Raw genomic sequence first — 18,477 nt, forward strand, 5'->3', positions numbered from 1 at the left:
TTTTTTTATTCATTTTAATAATATGAAAAATATATAGAATATTAAATTTTACTTAACTAAATAAAAATTCTAACCTTTATTTTGTGCTTGAATTTCTTATTTATTTCTAATGTAACTATGTTAATTGGTAATTTTTTATTAAAAGTTAATTTATTTAAAGAATAAATTTAATAAATATAAACAAATTCTTTTGTATTTTTAAGGTGTTTGTATCGATGGTTGTTTTATCATAAATTATTGAAAATAATATATTATTTATTTTAATATTGGATATTTGTTTTTCTGGTGTTAGCAAAGTGTATCGTTTGGTAAACAGTATAGAAAAATATAAATATATTGTGCATTTTATTTGAAAAGTAATTAATAAATCAAAACATCATTATAAATGTAGGTATATATATCATGAATAAAGTGTATAAATTGGTCTGGAATACTGCAATAGGGAGCTGGGTTGTAGTTTCTGAAATTGTAAAAGGTAATAAGAAATCGAAAATTAATAAAATTGTGAAAGGTTCGATTTTTTTATTAGTTATTGTTAATTCAAATGCTATTTTGGCGCAAGATATTAACGAGAGTTTAAATGTAAATGGTAGTTTAACTGCAACTGGAGATGTAGTTGCAAATGGTATTTCATTAACAACAGTAAATACTGATTTAGACCAAACAAAAAATGATTTAAATACTCTTGATGATCAAGTTAATAATACTTCTACGGGGTTGGTCACAAAGGTATCACAGGTTGATTTTGATAGCTTAAATAACCAAGTGAATGATTCAAGCACGGGGCTGGCGACGAAAGTGTCACAGTCAGATTTCAATACATTGAATAGTCAAGTCAATGATGTAAACACTGGATTAACCAGCAAGGCATCTGCGACAGATTTGAATTCGCTGAAGAACCAAACTTGGAATATACAAAGCAATGGAGGGGCATCTAGCGCTGTAAAAGCTACAGATACCGTGAATTTTGTGAATGGTAAAAATATTACTGTGACCAATGCGGGTACAGATATTTCAATTTCCACAGTGGATGATCCAGAGTTTAACTCGGTAAAAATTGGTGATACTGCAAATAATACTGTATTGACCAGTACAGCAAATGGTTTAGACCTGGGTGGCGATAAGCTCACAAATTTAGCCAATGGTAATATTGCTGCGGGATCAACAGATGCAGTGACAGGCGGGCAAGTGAATGATTTACTTTTCCAAAGTGGTCAAGGTATCAAATATTTCCACACCAACTCATCACTTGTTGATTCACAAGCCAATGGTTTAAATTCTCTTGCTATAGGCCCTGTGGCAAAATCTGAAGGTGAGCTATCAATCGCTATCGGTCATCTCTCAAATGCTACAGGACTCAACAGTATTGCTGTCGGAAATACAGCCAATGCCATCAATGATTATTCTATTGCTTTTGGTAAAGAAACAGGCGCACTTGGCGCCAATTCAACCTCTATTGGAAATGGTGGTCAAGCGAGAGCATTGACCCCGACTTATAACGTATCCAATACGCAACTGATTGCAATCAATGGTATTCCTGTCACCGCAATGGGAACGGATCCCAGCACTATTACTGAAATTAATGGGGTTGCTGTCTCTGCGACACAAGTGAATCAGTTCCTTACAGCTTTGCAAAATGGCGCCAATATGTCTGTTGGCGATAAAAGTGTTGCTTTGGGCTCTTCTGCATTGGCGGGTGGGCCTTCAAGTATTGCGATCGGGGATGCAGCTATAGCAACAGGAACGCATTCAAATGCAATTGGTCAGGGTGCAAATGCCGTGGGAACCAATGCCAATGCGATAGGAACCTCGGCATCCGCTGCGACCAATGCCAATGCGATCGGAAATTCAGTGTCTGCAAGTGGAACTGCGAGCGTCGCAATTGGAAATCAAGCGACTTCAGGAGGTGCGAGTTCAATTGCATTGGGTGATGGCGCAAAATCTAGTGTGGTTAATGGTGTTTCAATTGGTAGTGCTGCAGGAGTAGGTTCTAATGGTTCTGGTACATTTGACCGTAATGGGCATATCGCTGTTGGAGCAAACGCAGGACAAAATATAAGTGGTAATCAAACGATTGCTATTGGAGTCGGGGCAGGAAGTAATTCGACAGGCAATGTATCAAGTTCTGATTACAATATTGCTTTAGGGAGTGATGCGGGAACAAACTTATCAGGTAATCAGAATATCTCAATTGGTTTTGGCAGCAATAAAGATAGAAATGCTACCGTACAAAGCTCAGTGGCGATCGGTGCGGCAACATTTACTGAAAGTTTAGGTGTAGCAGTTGGAACACGAGCAAGTGTTGCTCAAGGCGGTGTTGCACTCGGTTATGACTCGATTGTGACAGGTACTTCAGGGGTTGCAATTGGCTTAGATTCTTTAGCAGGTCAAAGTGATGTGGCATTAGGCTCGGGAAGTGTTGCGCAAAATAACTCACTTGGAAATGGCTATATCACCAATGTCTCTGGTGGTGTGGGGGGCTTTAACATTGTTTCGGTCGGGAATAAAAATGAGCAACGTCGAATTACCAATGTTGCAGATGGTTCAGAATTGCAAGATGCGGTGACGGTCAATCAGATTAAAGCTTTACAAAATGACATTATCCGTGTGATGGGCGCAACGGATGCAAAAGGTAATCCAGCAACTATTGGAAGTGGTGGTACTTTACCTTTAATCCAAGTCAATGTTAAAGACTCCTCTGGAAACACCAGTAAGCTTCCAACAACAATTCAAGATGCTTTTGATTTACTGGGTACGGGACAGATTGGTGGAGTAGTACCTGATGCTGTGTTGTATAACTCAGACAAATCAGTTGTGAATTTAGTCGGTACTGATGGAACGATTATTCGCAACGTAAAAGGCGATGAAAATGATCTATCCTCAGCGGTGAATTTTGGGCAATTAAAAACAGCTGTTGCGGAAGCAGGACCACAATACTTTTCAGTAAATACCACGGATATCAATAATAAAAACAATACAGGGGCAAATGGCGACAATTCTTTAGCAATTGGCCCGAGTGCCAGTACATCTTCCCTTGCAGCGGGGAGTGTTGCTTTAGGTAGTAATGTGATTGTAGCAAGAGAAAAATCAGTTGCGATTGGTGCGGGTGCGGGTTCAGTAGGGGTTTCCTCAATTTCAATCGGTGATTCTTCGATTGCCACAGGTACAAATAATATTGCGATGGGGAAAAGCGCAGAAAGCCGTGGCGAAGATAGTATTGTTATAGGGAATGGTTCTGAGGCGGACGGCACCAAGTCAAACTATGCGGTCGTTGTAGGGAGTGACGCTGAAGTTAATTCCGCAGATCAAGGGATTGCAATCGGTCGCCAAGCATTGTCTCAGGGAGATAATGCGACGGCAATTGGTTATCAGTCTAAAGCCAATGGTGCGCAGAGTGTTGCATTAGGACGCTTTGCCACAGCAACTGCTGAAGACAGTATGGCCTATGGAGATAATGCTAAAGCTTCAGGTGCGAATTCTACTGCAATAGGTTCAGATGCAAACAGTACTTCTCAAGATGGTTTGGCAATAGGCTCTCAAGCAAAAAGCTATGCAGCAAAAGCCACGGCAATTGGTCAAAACGCAGAAAGTGCTGGTGAAAATGCGATAGCGTTTGGTGTCAACAGTGTAAGTCGTGCTAAAGATGCCACTGCAATAGGCAATAATGCAACTTCAAATGGAATCAATGCGATTGCACTCGGCAAACAATCCAATGCAAATGCTTTAAATTCAATTGCGGTGGGTACGGAAACCAATGCACTTCAAGAGGATGCGGTCGCAATCGGAAATAGTGCTTCGGTGAGTGCGAAAGGCGCAACTGTATTGGGTAAGTCTGCAACAGCATCACATGAAAATGCTGTAGTTTTAGGAAATAACTCAGTTTCGGCAGCTTATGTGGCAACCAAATCAGCCACAATTAATGGCAAAACCTATAATTTTGCAGGAGCTCCCGCTGCTTCTTCTAGTGTAAGTGTCGGAGATGTCGGGGCTGAACGAACCATTGTCAATGTTGCTGCTGGGCGTATCAGTAGCTCAAGTACAGATGCAATCAATGGCAGTCAATTGTATCAAACCAATCAAGCCATTACCGATTTAGCAGATACGCCATTAAGCTTTGCTGGAGACACTGGCGCGAAAGTAGAGCGTAAATTGGGTGAGCAATTAAAGCTCACTGGTGGAGCGACTGGGGTACTTACAGATGGCAATCTTGGGGTTGTAAGTAATGGTACCGATACTTTGCAATTAAAATTGGCCAAAGATGTCAACCTGACTGCTCAAGGAAGCTTAAGCGTCGGCACTTCCAAAATTACAGATGGGCAGGTGGAAATTAAAGACATTGCCAATAATAGTAATATCAGCACCTCCACTCAGACAGTGATTACTGCTGGGGCAAGCAGTAATAGCGCAAATGCCAATATCATTAACTTAAAAAATGCGAGCAATAATGTTGTGTTAAGTGGTACGACAGGTACTTTGACAGGACTAACCAATAAAACTTTAACTGAATCAGACTTTGCCAAAATGGGGCGTGCAGCAACAGAAGAACAGCTTAAGTTAGTCAATGAGGTGGCTGAAAATGCTAATAAAGGTTGGAATTTAACCACCAATAAAGACACTACAGGCACTACAAATATTGCAGCCACAGATACAGTCGATTTTTCAAATAGTGATGGCAATCTAGCCATTGGTCACACTGGTGCAAATGTCGATCTAAAACTTGCATAAATCGTTAATGTGGGCGGACTTCCTGGTGGGGCAAACATTGCCATTAATGGCAAAAATGGCACGATTACAGGATTAACCAATACTACCTTTGATCCAAGTAATTATTTATCTGGGCGCGCTGCAACAGAGGATCAATTGGCAACACCAATTACTTTTGCTGGAGATAATGCTGGTGTGAATGTTGATCGTAGATTGGGGCAACGCTTGAGTATTGTCGGTGGTGAATCTGTTGCGAGTAATTTAACCGACAATAACATCGGTGTGGTTGCAGACAGTACCGACAATAAACTAACCATTAAACTCGCTAAAGATATTCAGCTCGATAGTGTAAATGCGAGTGGCACCGTGATCGATAGCAAAGGCTTAACTTTTGTAAACGCAAGTGGCGGTGCTGTGCCGAATTCACCAAGTGTGACCGTGACAGGAATCAATGCGGGGACCAATAAAATTACCAATGTTGCATTGGGTGATATTAGTGACAGCTCTATGGATGCAGTAAATGGTAGCCAGATTAAACAGATCATCGATAAAGGATTTAGCATTAGTGCAAATGCTGACACTGCAGCAAAATATACGATTGGTCTCGGTGAAAATGTTGATTTTAGTGCAACCGATGGCAACATTAAAATTACCAACACAGGCAATAATGGAATTAGCTTTGGGCTTGAGCCAGTGGTCAAGATTGGACCTGCCACAGGTGGAAATCCAATAACAGTCAATGGTAATACAGGAACAATTACAGGCCTAAGCAATACAACTATATCCAGTAATGACTTTGCTACAGTCGGTCGCGCGGCCACAGAAGAACAGCTCAAACAGATGCAAACTGGGCTCAATGATGCGGGCTTTGGCTTAACGGCTGGCGACGGTAATACCATCAATAAAAAATTGGGCGAAAGTATTGAGGTTATTGGTGCCGATAGCAATATTGCAACCAAAGTCACTGGTGGCAAAGTTGAAATAGAGCTCGCCAAAAATATTGATCTGAGCACTGCAGGCAGTTTAACGGTCGGTACCAGTAAAATTACAGATGGTAAAGTTGAATTAAAAGATGCGGGCAAATCCAATATTAGTACAGTGAATAGCACAATTGTCAGCGATGGTAGCAATAGCAGTACGCTGGGTGCAGGTAATATCAATGTCAGTAATGGCATCTATCAAACCCAAGTCGGCCCAACACAAATTGTTGTAGGTGGTGCAAATCCTGTTAGCGTGAATGGTTCAACAGGACGGGTGAGTGGTTTAAGCAATACCACTTGGGATCCAAATGTAATTTACAATCAAAAACAAGCTGCGACTGAAGAGCAATTAAAACAAGTCAGTGATGTGGCTCAAAATGCCAATCAAGGCTGGAACATCAAAACGGATGCTATTTTGGGGACAACGCAAGTCAAACCAGGCGATACGGTCGATGTCGGTTTAGCAACAGGTGAAACTAATTTAAATGTCAGTGCAAAAAATGACAGTAATGGAACGACAACCATTGATTTCAGCTTAAATAAAGACCTAAGTATTGATAGCGTCACTGCAGGTACCGCAACGGATTCCACTGTGCTGAATAAAGATGGTATTACCGTACAAGATGGTAGCACTCAAAGTGTGGTGGGTTCTGGCGTGATTAGCGTCAAAAATACGGTCAATCATGTTGTCCTTGATGCCAACAAAGGCACACTGGAAGGTTTAACCAATAAGACCACATCAAGTCATGATTTTGCTACCACAGGTCGTGCAGCGACAGAAGAACAGCTTAAAGAAATCCAAACTGGACTGAATGATGCCGGTTTTGCTTTAACCGCTCAGGATGGCAATACAGTAAACAAGAAATTAGGTGAAAGCGTTGATGTAATTGGTGCTGACAGTAATATCAGTACCAAGGTGGCAGCTGGAAAAGTACAGGTTGAGTTAGCAAAAAATATTGATCTTACTTCTGCAGGAAGCTTAACGGTTGGTAAAAGCAAAATGAGCGATGGCAAAGTCGAACTGAAAGATGGCACCAAATCGAATATCAGTACCGTCGATGGTACATTGGTGAGTGATACAAATAATAATAGTAGTTGGATTGGTGCAGGCAGTATCAATCTAAGTAATGGTATTTATCAAACGCAAATGGGACCAACACAAATTATTGTGGGCGGTGCAAACCCTGTAACCGTGAATGGCTCAACAGGGACTATTGGTGGGCTGACCAATAAAACATTTAATCCAAATAACTTTGTCAGTGGTCAAGCTGCGACAGAGGATCAGCTTAAAGCGGTGAGCGATCGTATTCAAACAGCAAACCAAGGTTGGAATTTGACCACCAATGGAACCAATAGTAATCCAGTCAAATCAGGCGATACGGTCGATTTTAGTAACAAAGATGGCAATATTAATATCAGTAACAATGCCAGTAATGTCAGTGTCGAATTAGCCAAAGATATTCAGGTTGACAGTGTGACCGCAGGTAATACCGTAATCAATAATGATGGTCTTAGCATTACTGGCGGGCCAAGTGTGACTAAAAATGGTATTGATGCTGCGGGCAATAAAGTCACCAATGTTGCAGAGGGGAGTATTGCTCAAAGCAGTAAAGATGCGGTGAATGGAAGCCAGATTCATAATATTATTGGGGATGGTGCATTTCAAGGTGGAGATGGTAATACCATTACCAACATCGGTGGGACAGGTGCAACCAACATTAATGATGCGATTAGCTCAATCAACCAAAAAGCTGGGCAACATTCTACAGTTATTGCTGGGCAGAATATGACGGTCACTGAAACAACCAATAGCCTAGGAGGTAAGGAATATAAGGTTGCAACAGCGGATGACGTAAAATTTAACACGGTTACTGCAAATACGCTGACCGCAGATAATGTCATAGCAAACACAGTCAAAGTGGGTGATGTTGCAATAGATCAAAATGGAATAAATGCTGGGAATAAAAAAATCACCAATGTTGCAGCAGGTGAAGTATCCAGCACTTCAAAAGATGCGGTTAATGGTTCACAACTCAATACATCAAACCAATACATCACAACATCTTTAGGCGGTGGCGCAAAATATGAAAATGGTCAGTTCACTCCGCCAACCTACAATGTAAATAATGGCTCATATCATAATGTGGGTGATGCCTTAGGTGCGCTTAATCAGGCTGATATTGATTTAGGTAATAAAATTACCAATCTAGGCGATCGTTTAGAGCAAGTATTTTATGACACCAATGGTCGAATAGATGATTTAGAGAAAAGAGCCAGTGCAGGGAATGCGCAAGCACTTGCAACAGCAGGTTTACCTCAAGCTTATATTCCAGGCAAAAGTATGATGGCAATCAGTGGGGGGACTTACCGTGGAGAAAGTGGGTATGCGATCGGGATGTCATCAATTTCAGATAATGGTCGATGGGTGTTTAAGGTGAGTGGAAGTGGTAACTCGCGTGGTGATTTTGGGGGAACTGTAGGTACTGGGATCCAATGGTAGTTTAGGGAAGCTAAGGCATTTTAGCCATGTAAACAGTGTCTTAGCTTACCATTTTTGGGATTCAAATTAACGAGAACAAGAATTTATGCGAGAGTCGACATATGAAAAATTTATTAATATTGAGTTTAATTGCCGTAACATTGAGTGCTTGTGCCACAGGAACCATTATTTCTAAAGAGGGTAAAACCGAGCAAGCGAAATGGCACAAGGTGGATGATGTCATTTTAAATAAAAAAGCGGGAACATTCCCAAATGTACAGAACTTGAATCAAGTCAGAGCAGGAATGACCAAAGATCAACTTTACGCGCTGATTGGTCGACCTCAATATGAGGATGGCTGGAGAGCTAGAGAATGGAATTATTTGTTCCATTTCACGACTGCAGACCGTACCAATGACACTATTACAACATGTCAGTTTAAAATTTTATTTGACCAAGAAAAGATCGCAAGAAGCTTTTACTGGAATCCAATACAGCCTAAAGATGGCCTCTGTCCTCCCTCTCTTGAATTAAAGTAATAATCAGTGAGTAGATGATTGAAGGCTTTAAAATTGCATGCTTTGCGTATTTAATTTTTTGCGTGTAGAAAAACTCAATCTCAAACAACAGTGTATAAAGAGAAAACCCACATCGATGTGAACACTTTAAATAAGCGGTCACATCAATGCGGCACATTTAAATCATATACGTTTTTAAGATGATGTTTTAATACGCCATTGAGGATAGATCGAAAGGATATAGTCCTGAAATTGTTGTATCACTTTTGGATTGTTTGAACGCTTTAAATAGTCGAAAACACGATCTAAGTAAGCCTCACTGGGTTGTATCTCAAAACCTAAGTTTTGACTTAATTGAGCATAATGTTCTTTTATAAGATTGGGATTTTCTGGGATCGCTTTAATATTGACTCGCATACCTTCAAAAATATAACGCAAACCATCAAGATTACCTTTGATTGGTACAGTACCGTGATCTTCACCCTCATACTGGACATATTTATAGTTCAGTTGAGTAAAAGGCTGTTGACTTAAATATTGATTGAACTTTTTGATACCCTTGTAATGGTTGTCTAAACTGTCTGTATTTTCACTGGCACCAACTTGGGTTAAAAATAAAGTTTTATGCTGAAAATCTTGATTGTTCGCTTCCTTAAAACGTTTCAGCATGATCTCATCATCCCACCAAATACTAGGGTCATGGACAATATAGGCTTGGATATTTTGTTGACCATTGAGCATATGATTGAGTGCGGTAATACCTCCAAAAGAATGACCAATCAATATATTTAACCCATTAGTACGATATTTTTTCTCAATATCAGGCATAAGCTCTGATTCTAAAAATTTAAAAAATGCGACATTTCCGCCAGTTTGACCTTCAATCAGCCGTCCTTCATTAATTTCAGGCTTTTGCTTGGTTGGGGTTAAGTCTCGGGCACGATCTGTATTGACGATGCCCACAATGACCATTTCAGGAATCGAGGGGTAAGGTGACTTCGATAATTTTTCGACAATTCCTGTCAAATAATGGAAGTTACTTTCGCTATCTAATAGATAAATCACAGGATATTTTTGCTTGGGATATTTGCCATATGTAGCAGGGAGATAGATCTGGATTGGTCTTTTTTCATTTAAAATAGCGGAAGATATGTTTTGTGTTTCTCCAATACGAATGCTGTTATCGGCAAAAGTATGTATTGAAATTTGCATGATCAACATGCCTAGCGCCAAATAGAGAGAAGTTTTCTTCAACATGAAAAATGACCTATTCGATAATAGTGATGTGATTACCCCAGTCGAGTAAACTTATTGATTGCTCAAGTATGGGTACTGATGATTTACAGAAAAATGAGATTAAATTCAGTTCAGGTTTAATTGTTGGCTGATAGTGCTTTTAGCAGAAACAGGTGTTTTGCAGCATCTGTTTGTATTTTTATAACTGACCAAAGTCATAGAGCTGAGTACACGATTTGCTATTGGCTGAATAAGAATAGATTGGATCATAAAATTGATTTTTATAAATATGCGAATAATAATTATTATCTTTTAAGTTGGTGGTAAAAATCAATATGGATCTATATGTTTTATAAATTTATGTTGCTTTGTACAAGCATACTTACAGACTAAAAAAATATTTGAGTTCTATTGATATGTCAGCTGAAAGATTGGCTCCCATTAAAATTTATTCAGCGTGTTTTAAACCATACTCCTTAACTCATAGGCTGTATTTCTCAGTAAAGGCAAAACTTGCTGAATCAGCTGTTCTTCAGTGACACGATGTGTTTGTGCAATACAGTTTAATGCAGCGACGGCTTTGCCTTGTGCATTTAATACTGGGACTGCAATCGCAATAACCCCTAATTCATGTTGTTCTTTTGATAGACAATAATCTTGTTTTTGAATCTCTGCCAATACTTGATAAAACTGGACTTCATCTTGAATGGTATAAGCGGTGAGGCGCTTCAAACTATATTTATTTACCCAGTGTTTTTGTTCTTCTAAATTTAATGCTGCCAATAAAACCTTGCCTGTTGAGGTTGCATGTGCAGGCAAACGATTGCCCAAATGCATCCCATAAGGACTGAGGCGTAAATTATCGTGTTGAGGTAGGTAGCTTCGGGCAATTGGAACGACTTCATGTTCATCTAAAACCACCAGTGAAAAAGTCAGACTGGTTTGTGCGCTTAACAGATTGAGAATAGGTTGCACAACTTTAGGCAGATGTGCAGAGCTTAAATAGGAGCTCGATAAGCGTAATACTTTGTGAGTTAACCAAAAGTAGTGATCATCAGTTTCTAAATAACCTAAATATTTTAAAGTACGTAAATATCTTCGTGCCGCTGTACGGCTCAATCCTGTGCGCTTCGCAATTTGAGTCGAATTGAGTTTTTGACGATCAACCCCAAAGGCTTCAAGCAAGCTTAGTCCTTTGGCGAGTCCAGCAATGTAATCATCTTGCTTAATGGTTTCACCTGAAACTTCGTTCTCAATTAAATCGTATCTCATCGTTCATCCATTCCCGAGTATAATTTTATGGCCGATATACGGTCATTGTTGCCACTATACGGCGATTATCCAATTTTCACCATATCAAAAAGAGATCAAAAAAATTAATTTAATGGTCAGGATATGGAGAAAATGTTATGGAAAATTTAACCACACAAGTGGCGATTATTGGTTCAGGCCCAGCAGGGCTATTGCTTGGACAATTGTTGTTTAAAGCAGGTATCTCCCACGTGATCATTGAGCAACGCAGTGCTGAATATGTAGCTGCACGTATTCGAGCAGGGATACTTGAACAAGTATCGGTTGATTTATTGAAGCAAGCGGGTGTGGATGAAAATCTAAACAAGTTTGGCTTAGCACATGATGGTATTGAAATTTTAACCAATGGCTTAAAGCATCGTGTGGATTTATCTGAGTTAACTCAGGGGAAGCAAGTTACGGTTTACGGACAAACGGAAGTCACAAAAGATTTAATGCATGCACGTGAAGCGGCTGGTTTGTGCACTTACTACGAAGCAGAGAATGTGCAAATTCATGATTTTGAGCAAAACCCGTATGTTAGCTTTGAGCAAAATGGTCAATCGTACCAGCTTAGATGTGATTTTATTGCAGGCTGTGATGGTTATCATGGAGTCTGTCGTGCAAGTGTGCCTCAAGATAAAATCAAAACTTTTGAAAAAATTTATCCATTTGGCTGGTTAGGTGTACTTGCAGATGTTCCACCTGTTTCAGATGAATTGATCTATGTGCAGTCAGAACGTGGTTTTGCTTTATGTAGTATGCGTTCAAAAAACCGTAGCCGATATTATTTGCAAGTTCCAGTGACGGATCACGTTGATGAGTGGTCTGACCAACGATTTTGGGATGAGTTAAAAAATCGCCTTGATGAAGAAAGTCGTAAAAATTTGGTTACAGGCACTTCAATTGAAAAAAGTATTGCACCTTTACGCAGTTTTGTGACAGAGCCAATGCGATTTGGGAAACTATTTTTAGCAGGAGATGCGGCACATATCGTTCCACCGACTGGGGCAAAAGGTTTAAATTTAGCTGCATCTGATATCGCTTATTTGTCAAATGCCTTAATTGAATTTTATCTCAATGGTTCAGAACAAGGCATCGAGGAATATTCTGAAAAATGCTTAAAACGTGTGTGGAAAGCAGAACGTTTTTCATGGTGGATGACGCATTTATTACATCGTTTTGAAACGGAAAGTGAGTTTGATCATAAAATTAAGCAGGCTGAATTGAGTTATATTTTAGATTCACATGCGGGTTTAACCACATTGGCTGAAAACTATGTGGGTTTACCTTATGAAATTAAAACATTTAATGAGATGCAGGGTAGTCGTTCAGACTTGGTTAGTCATTAATTTTGAAAAATAGAAAGTTACCTATTTTGAGCAAGGTTTTTAAATCTTAATTAAATATAGGTGACTTTTTTGTTGCTAACCAAATTAAACGCAAAATAAAAAGCTTGATCTTCATGTTTATGATTAAGCTAAATTTAAAATGATATGGCTTTATTTAAAGTTTTTTTTAAAGTATTTTAAGCAACTTTTTGATAAACAATGAAAAGATATAGTTAAGAAAAGGATACTAAGATTAGAAAAAAGTAGTGTGATTGTTCATAAATAATGCGATAAAAAATACTGGAATTTTGAGATTTAAAAAACAAATGGTTCTGGATGTTACAAATTATTTTATAAAAATAAATACTTAAGAATGAGAAAATACCAAGAATTGGGTATTTTTTTACCAATTGGAAAATAATAATTTATTTACTCCATAACTCAAAGAGTAATTAAAATGACTAATTTAAATATTTTAAGTATTGATCAAAATGAAGAGTACATTGTGGTTTCCCTTAAAAATAATGAGGGTAAAAGCTATGAGGTTGGCTATCCAAAATCTGCAGGATATAGCTTAGAACTAGTGACAAATACATTGAATAAAAAGCAAATTGATAAAGTTGAAGGAAGCCGTTGTGAGTTGAAATGGGAAGTCAATGTAAAACCAGGTTATACATCGGATTGCGCAAAAGCATTAGGTATTGCTGAAGGGAATGTAATAGGCGGTATCAGTAAGATATATCAATGCCGCATACAATTTCGTAATACAAAAGGTTGGGGATTTACATTTTATGATTTAAGTGGTGATGACTATAGTTGTTCAACCGTTTTAAATGGATGGCACTATATTGATTATAATTCTAGCGAGCCTACAATCATCGCTGTTGACTAATAGAATTATTCTCCTACGTAATTGATATGTCAAAGATTTGATAAAAAAGCACACGTGTTGCTTTTTTATCAAAGAACTGCATCAATTGAGAGGGGATCAATAGTTATAGTTAAGGTTGAGTTTAATACTAAATAGGTTTTATGCCTGTAATGTAACTTCGTAAACCAAAACATTAGCTTCAAACCAAATAGATTCAAATCGAAAATTTGTTTTCATTTTATAGATGAACTTGTTAGCATCAAAGGGTATTTTTGATAGCGTGTGACAGTGAATGTCTTCAGGTCAACAAGTTTTAATTAAACTTAGAAAAATGATTATTGCTGGAGAGCTAGAGGGCGGTGCCAGAGTAGCAGAGATCCCAACGGCTGAGTTGCTTGGGGTGTCCAGACAGCCTGTGCGTATGGCATTTCGTTTGCTTGAGCAAGAAGGCTTACTGATTAAAAATCCGACTCGAGGTTATACGGTTCGAGAAATTTCAGAAAAGCTGGTCAATGATGCACTTGAAGTACGAGGTATCCTTGAAGGACTGGCAGCTAAAACCATTGCAGAACAAGGTTTGACAGAAGAGCAGAAAAAAACACTACAAAATTGCATTGTCGAAACAGAAAAACTTTTTGATGGAAAAACTGAGTTTGGTGATCATGAACTGGAACGTTATCATCACTTTAATGTGATTTTTCACGATACCATTATTCAAGGTGCACAAAATGTTGCGCTGATCCAAGCCTTAGCCAAAAACAATCAATTGCCCATGGCCTCGGCCCAAGCCATTACTTATGACCAAACTCAGGCACTTTCAGAATATCGTCGTTTACATTATGCCCATCTACAGCATTGTTCAATTTACGATGCCTTAATACATAGACAAGCCGGGCGTGCTGAAACATTGATGCGTGAGCATAGCAGTGTTGTGGTTTTGGGCGAGACCTTAAGAAATGTGTTGTCTCAATAAAACCGAAATGAAATATCAACAGACCCTAAGCAGCTCTTTTAATCGAATCAAAGGGTTGTTTTTCATTAGAATTCAATCACCAAACTTGTAGATTTTGCTCGGGAACAGCAGGGGGTAAACTGGTTATTTAATGCATGTTCTTCGTCAGTCATAAATACATCACGGTGATCTGGAATTCCTGCAAGCACACGCGTGATACAGGTTCCGCAAATACCTTGCTCACAAGAAATAGGGACATCAAAGCCGTTTTCAATTAAGGCTTGGGTTGCTGTTTGATGAGGCTGTACTTCGATTCGACGGTCAGTGCCTTTGATTTCAATGGTAAAAGCTGCATTGTTAGATGTCTCTGACTTTTGTGCGACAAAGTGTTCTTGATGTAGCTGCTCTGTCTGCCAGCCCATGTGTTGAGCTGACTCCATCACAAATGCCATAAAACCTGCTGGCCCACAAACATATAAATGTTTATCGGATGCGTTCTGCTCCAAGACTGATGACATATCACATTGAGTTTCTGGTTGATCTTGAATATGAAAATGAATCTGACCTGTAAAGTGTTCGGTTAAATTTCCATAGAAGGCAATCATTTCATGACTACGTACAAAATAATGCAATTCAAATGGGATCCGCTGGGATTTAAGTCGATAAGCCATTGAAAGAATCGGGGTAATACCGATACCGCCTGCAAATAAGATTGCCTTTTGGGTATGAGGATGAATTTCAAATAAATTACGTGGTGTGCCAATACGTAATTGATCACCTTCACGGTAGTCGGTATGCATACAACGAGAACCACCTCTGGAATGCTCATCATGCAAAACACCAATCACATAACGATGTTTTTCACGACAACAGTTTGAAAGTGAGTATTGACGCGTTAAGCCATTTTTGAGATGTACATCAATATGTGCACCTGCCTCAAAGCTTGGAAGGGCAGAACCATTGCTTGAAATCAATTCAAATGCTCGAATTGATGGAGTAAGTTGATGAATTTTATCAATAACAACGTCCATGTTTATTCTCCTTTAAATCACCCGAATATTTGGAAACTTATGTTTTGTTGTTTCAGGGGTGAGCGTACTTTCTTGTGCCAGTAATCGGTCAATCACTTTACGTGACTGTACGCCACCAGCATCGATATTTAGCATCAGTAACTGGCGATGGGGATTTCGCAAAATATTTTGTTGCTGCTGTTCCAACATTTCTAAATCTTCGGTAAAGATTTTGCCTTGACCTTCGCGGATGAGATCGGTGAGGGTCGGGTTATCGTGTTGAAAATTACGTGCCATTCCCCAAAAATACCAATGTGAGGTTTCTGTTTCAGGGCTAATAAAATCAACCACGATCGATGACACTTTTTTATCTTTGGGGGCATGATATCCGCCATGTCCAGCATGAGCGACACCCACTTCAATGTGTACGTTACTTGGAGCAACGAAGTGACAGCGTTGCCAGCGATCTACAGCAACATCATCTGCTAAGTTATTACAACGAAGTGCCATTTGCCAAAATGGAGGAGCGATGACATTTTCGATATAACGTTCAGTAATGACATGATCACCATCGACCTTGGTGACAGGAAGTGCTTCATCAATTTCTTTTTGCCCAATACTGCTCGAATGGACATAGGTTTCATGGGTCAGATCCATAAGGTTGTCGACCATCAAACGATAATCACAATGGATATGGAATAAACCACCGCCATAGCTCCACTCAGGATGATCTGCCCATTCTAGTGTTGGAAGTTTGGACTCATCAGCCAAAGCTTGATCACCAGGCCAAACCCAAATAAAACCAAACTTTTCTATAGCAGCATAGCTCTTATTGCAGGGGAAACCGTTTACGCGTTGAGCTGGCATAGAAATGGTTTTTCCTTCGCATCCCATGACTAAACCATGATAACCACAAACTAAATTGCCATCTTCTACATAGCCTAATGATAAAGGTGCGCCACGATGTGGACAAAAATCTTCAACAGCAGCGACTTTATTTTCTTTGCCGCGATAGAAAACAATTTTCTCACCACAGATGGTGCGACCAAGCGGTTTTTCTTGGATATCTTCAGGATAGCAAGCAACATACCAGGCATTTTTTATAAACATTTGTGACGACTCCTTATCACTTATTGGATCCAATTTATCGAAACACAAGTAAACGGTCAATCCATAAAATGATCATTTTTGATTATTAAATCATTTAATATAGCCTTTAATGTTTTGTATTTGTCAATATTCTGCTGTTTTTATTTAAAAATTATCTCTACGAGATTTATATGGTTGACTGTACTTTTATTAATATTTTGGATCCAATTTGTGTTTTTTGTTGGATGCCTATCGTATTGCGCAAACTGAAATATTTAAAAATAAGGGGGTGGGCTTTTTTAATATCTTCAATAAGGTCACTTACTAAGAAGAGGTTAAATGAATTTAATGGATCCATTTTAATGTAATCTTTAAATGTGTATATTCGCTTTTCATTCTTTTTAATTTAAATATATTGAGTTAAATCATGTGGTTTTTTTGTTTTAATCTCATTTTTAAAATATTTTTTAATAATACTATTGATTTTTTGGATCCAATTAATCAAGATGAAATAGAGCAGGACGCTCCAAAAAAATATTCTTGTTCAAAAACGAGTTTTAAAAATTAAATTATTCCTCTAGGTAATTATGGATACGGATATGCATAACCACCCAGCGACGCAGCTCAGTAATGTCGTGTGTGTATCTGATCCAAATTGGGAGATACACAAATGGAAAGAGATGTTCTTCGTGAGATAAGTCAAAATAAAATGAGCCGATATCAATGGTTTGTGATTTTGATTTGTGTTTTCCTCAATATTATTGATGGTTTTGATGTCATGGTTATGGCATTTACTGCACCTTCAGTTTCAGCGGATTGGTCGCTTTCTGGTGCTCAAATCGGTTTGTTATTAAGTGCTGGTCTATTTGGTATGGCTGCTGGTTCGATTTTTCTGGCACCACTTGCCGATAAAATAGGTCGCCGTTTACTGATCTTAATTTGTTTGGTGATTGCTGGAATCAGCATGCTGGCATGCGCTTTTGTGAATAGTCATAGCATGTTGGCGGTCCTTCGTTTTGTCACAGGGATTGGGGTTGGCGGTATTCTTGCCAGTAGCAATGTTTTGGCCAGTGAATATGCCAATACGCGCTGGAGAAGTTTTGCGGTAAGTTTAATGTCTACAGGATATGGGATTGGTGCCACACTTGGTGGGATATTGTCACTGACAATGATTGAACATTTAGGCTGGCGCTCGATTTTTCTTGCAGGTGGGATCACAACTATTGCAATGCTGTTGATGAGTATATGGTTATTGCCTGAGTCCTTAGATTATTTGTTGGCAAAAAGACCGCAACAAGCGTTAGCGCGAATGAACTCAGTGTTACAGCGTATGGGCTTAAATCATCTAGATGCCTTACCTGATTATGCAAAAAGTGATGCAAAGGGTGGCGGAGATTTTGCTAAATTATTTGGTGGGCAACAGGGCTTTCAAACATTGTGTTTATGGGGCGCTTTCTTTCTTGTAATGTTTGGCTTCTATTTTGTAATGAGTTGGACACCGAAAATTTTAATTTCAATGGGAATGTCGCCTGAACAAGGGGTTACCACAGGTATTTTAATTAGTATTGGTGGGATTTTTGGTGCAGCAATTATTGGTTTGCTGGCATCTCGTATCAAAATCTTTTATGCCTTGAGCCTATTTCTAGGACTATCTGCCGCCTGTGTGTTTTTATTCGTGGCTGTCTCGGCCCAAGTGAGCGTGGCATTGATTGTTGGCTTATTACTTGGAACGCTGATTAATGGCTGTATTGCAGGTTTATATTCTATTTCACCTACAATTTACGATGCCGATATTCGTAGCCGTGGCGTAGGCTATGCCATTGGTTTTGGCCGTATTGGTGCCATTTTATCGCCAACAATTGCAGGCGTTTTTTTAGATAAAGGTTTAGCACCATCCACACTTTATGCATATTACGGGGTGGTATTTATTTTGGCAATTGTACTTATTTTAATGTTAGGTAATGCATTTTATCGACATAAAGATGAACCAGCCTATACGCTTAAAACAACAACCTAA

11 protein-coding genes are annotated in these 18,477 nt (G+C 39.0%); 7 read left to right on the forward strand and 4 right to left on the reverse strand.

Annotation, left to right across the window (positions count from 1 at the left end):
* Window positions 1-402: 402 nt before the first annotated feature.
* From FHR28_RS21790 to FHR28_RS03560, 3 genes are all read left to right on the forward strand, one after another.
* Window positions 403-4,725 carry a beta strand repeat-containing protein gene (locus FHR28_RS21790; RefSeq protein WP_228722012.1) on the forward strand — a complete coding sequence of 1,441 codons (4,323 nt, stop codon included), beginning with the start codon at window positions 403-405 and terminating at the stop codon, window positions 4,723-4,725.
* Window positions 4,726-4,734: 9 nt separating this feature from the next.
* Window positions 4,735-8,184 carry a YadA-like family protein gene (locus FHR28_RS21795; protein ID WP_259192041.1) on the forward strand — a complete coding sequence of 1,150 codons (3,450 nt, stop codon included), beginning with the start codon at window positions 4,735-4,737 and terminating at the stop codon, window positions 8,182-8,184.
* Window positions 8,185-8,285: 101 nt separating this feature from the next.
* Window positions 8,286-8,702 (forward strand): outer membrane protein assembly factor BamE, encoded by a 417-nt coding sequence (locus tag FHR28_RS03560; protein WP_004717738.1) that lies wholly within the window; start codon window positions 8,286-8,288, stop codon window positions 8,700-8,702.
* A 174-nt stretch (window positions 8,703-8,876) separates the two neighbouring features.
* Here FHR28_RS03560 and FHR28_RS03565 read toward each other — a convergent pair whose 3' ends face one another.
* Both FHR28_RS03565 and FHR28_RS03570 read right to left on the reverse strand, forming a co-directional pair.
* On the reverse strand, window positions 8,877-9,938 hold the full coding sequence (locus FHR28_RS03565) for an alpha/beta hydrolase (protein WP_166781938.1): 1,062 nt from the start codon (window positions 9,936-9,938) through the stop codon (window positions 8,877-8,879).
* 441 nt (window positions 9,939-10,379) lie between these two features.
* Window positions 10,380-11,189 (reverse strand): IclR family transcriptional regulator domain-containing protein, encoded by an 810-nt coding sequence (locus FHR28_RS03570; protein ID WP_166781939.1) that lies wholly within the window; start codon window positions 11,187-11,189, stop codon window positions 10,380-10,382.
* A gap of 137 nt (window positions 11,190-11,326) precedes the next feature.
* On the opposite strand from FHR28_RS03570, the gene pobA reads away from it, so the two are divergent.
* The 3 genes from pobA to FHR28_RS03585 all read left to right on the forward strand — a co-directional run bounded on the left by pobA (window position 11,327) and on the right by FHR28_RS03585 (window position 14,382).
* The gene (pobA, locus tag FHR28_RS03575) at window positions 11,327-12,559 is read left to right on the forward strand and encodes a 4-hydroxybenzoate 3-monooxygenase (RefSeq protein WP_166781940.1); all 1,233 of its coding nucleotides are present in this window, start codon (window positions 11,327-11,329) and stop codon (window positions 12,557-12,559) included.
* A gap of 436 nt (window positions 12,560-12,995) precedes the next feature.
* A complete protein-coding gene (locus tag FHR28_RS03580) occupies window positions 12,996-13,430 on the forward strand; it encodes a hypothetical protein (RefSeq protein WP_105713465.1) in 435 nt (144 codons plus the stop codon).
* A 271-nt stretch (window positions 13,431-13,701) separates the two neighbouring features.
* A complete protein-coding gene (locus FHR28_RS03585) occupies window positions 13,702-14,382 on the forward strand; it encodes a GntR family transcriptional regulator (protein WP_056513336.1) in 681 nt (226 codons plus the stop codon).
* 65 nt (window positions 14,383-14,447) lie between these two features.
* On the opposite strand, the gene FHR28_RS03590 is transcribed toward FHR28_RS03585, so the two are convergent.
* Window positions 14,448-15,392, reverse strand: coding sequence for a PDR/VanB family oxidoreductase (locus tag FHR28_RS03590; RefSeq protein ID WP_166781941.1), 945 nt, complete (start codon window positions 15,390-15,392; stop codon window positions 14,448-14,450).
* Between the two features lie 12 nt (window positions 15,393-15,404).
* Complete coding sequence (locus FHR28_RS03595) at window positions 15,405-16,481, reverse strand: aromatic ring-hydroxylating oxygenase subunit alpha (RefSeq protein WP_166781942.1); 1,077 nt, start codon at window positions 16,479-16,481, stop codon at window positions 15,405-15,407.
* Window positions 16,482-17,130: 649 nt separating this feature from the next.
* Here FHR28_RS03595 and FHR28_RS03600 point away from each other — a divergent pair.
* Window positions 17,131-18,477: an MFS transporter gene (locus FHR28_RS03600; protein ID WP_166781943.1), complete on the forward strand. Its 1,347-nt coding sequence runs from the start codon at window positions 17,131-17,133 to the stop codon at window positions 18,475-18,477.

The organism is Acinetobacter sp. BIGb0196, from assembly GCF_011759595.1.
GTDB lineage: Bacteria > Pseudomonadota > Gammaproteobacteria > Pseudomonadales > Moraxellaceae > Acinetobacter > Acinetobacter guillouiae.

Excerpts from the sequence above, each read along its gene's own strand:
- FHR28_RS03570 (WP_166781939.1), bottom strand. The coding sequence starts at position 11,189 with ATGAGATACGATTTAATTGAGAACGAAGTTTCAGGTGAAACCATTAAG.
- FHR28_RS03560 (WP_004717738.1), top strand. The coding sequence starts at position 8,286 with ATGAAAAATTTATTAATATTGAGTTTAATTGCCGTAACATTGAGTGCT.
- FHR28_RS03590 (WP_166781941.1), bottom strand. The coding sequence starts at position 15,392 with ATGGACGTTGTTATTGATAAAATTCATCAACTTACTCCATCAATTCGA.
- FHR28_RS03580 (WP_105713465.1), top strand. The coding sequence starts at position 12,996 with ATGACTAATTTAAATATTTTAAGTATTGATCAAAATGAAGAGTACATT.
- FHR28_RS03585 (WP_056513336.1), top strand. The coding sequence starts at position 13,702 with ATGTCTTCAGGTCAACAAGTTTTAATTAAACTTAGAAAAATGATTATT.
- FHR28_RS21790 (WP_228722012.1), top strand. The coding sequence starts at position 403 with ATGAATAAAGTGTATAAATTGGTCTGGAATACTGCAATAGGGAGCTGG.
- pobA (WP_166781940.1), top strand. The coding sequence starts at position 11,327 with ATGGAAAATTTAACCACACAAGTGGCGATTATTGGTTCAGGCCCAGCA.
- FHR28_RS03600 (WP_166781943.1), top strand. The coding sequence starts at position 17,131 with ATGGAAAGAGATGTTCTTCGTGAGATAAGTCAAAATAAAATGAGCCGA.
- FHR28_RS03565 (WP_166781938.1), bottom strand. The coding sequence starts at position 9,938 with ATGTTGAAGAAAACTTCTCTCTATTTGGCGCTAGGCATGTTGATCATG.
- FHR28_RS03595 (WP_166781942.1), bottom strand. The coding sequence starts at position 16,481 with ATGTTTATAAAAAATGCCTGGTATGTTGCTTGCTATCCTGAAGATATC.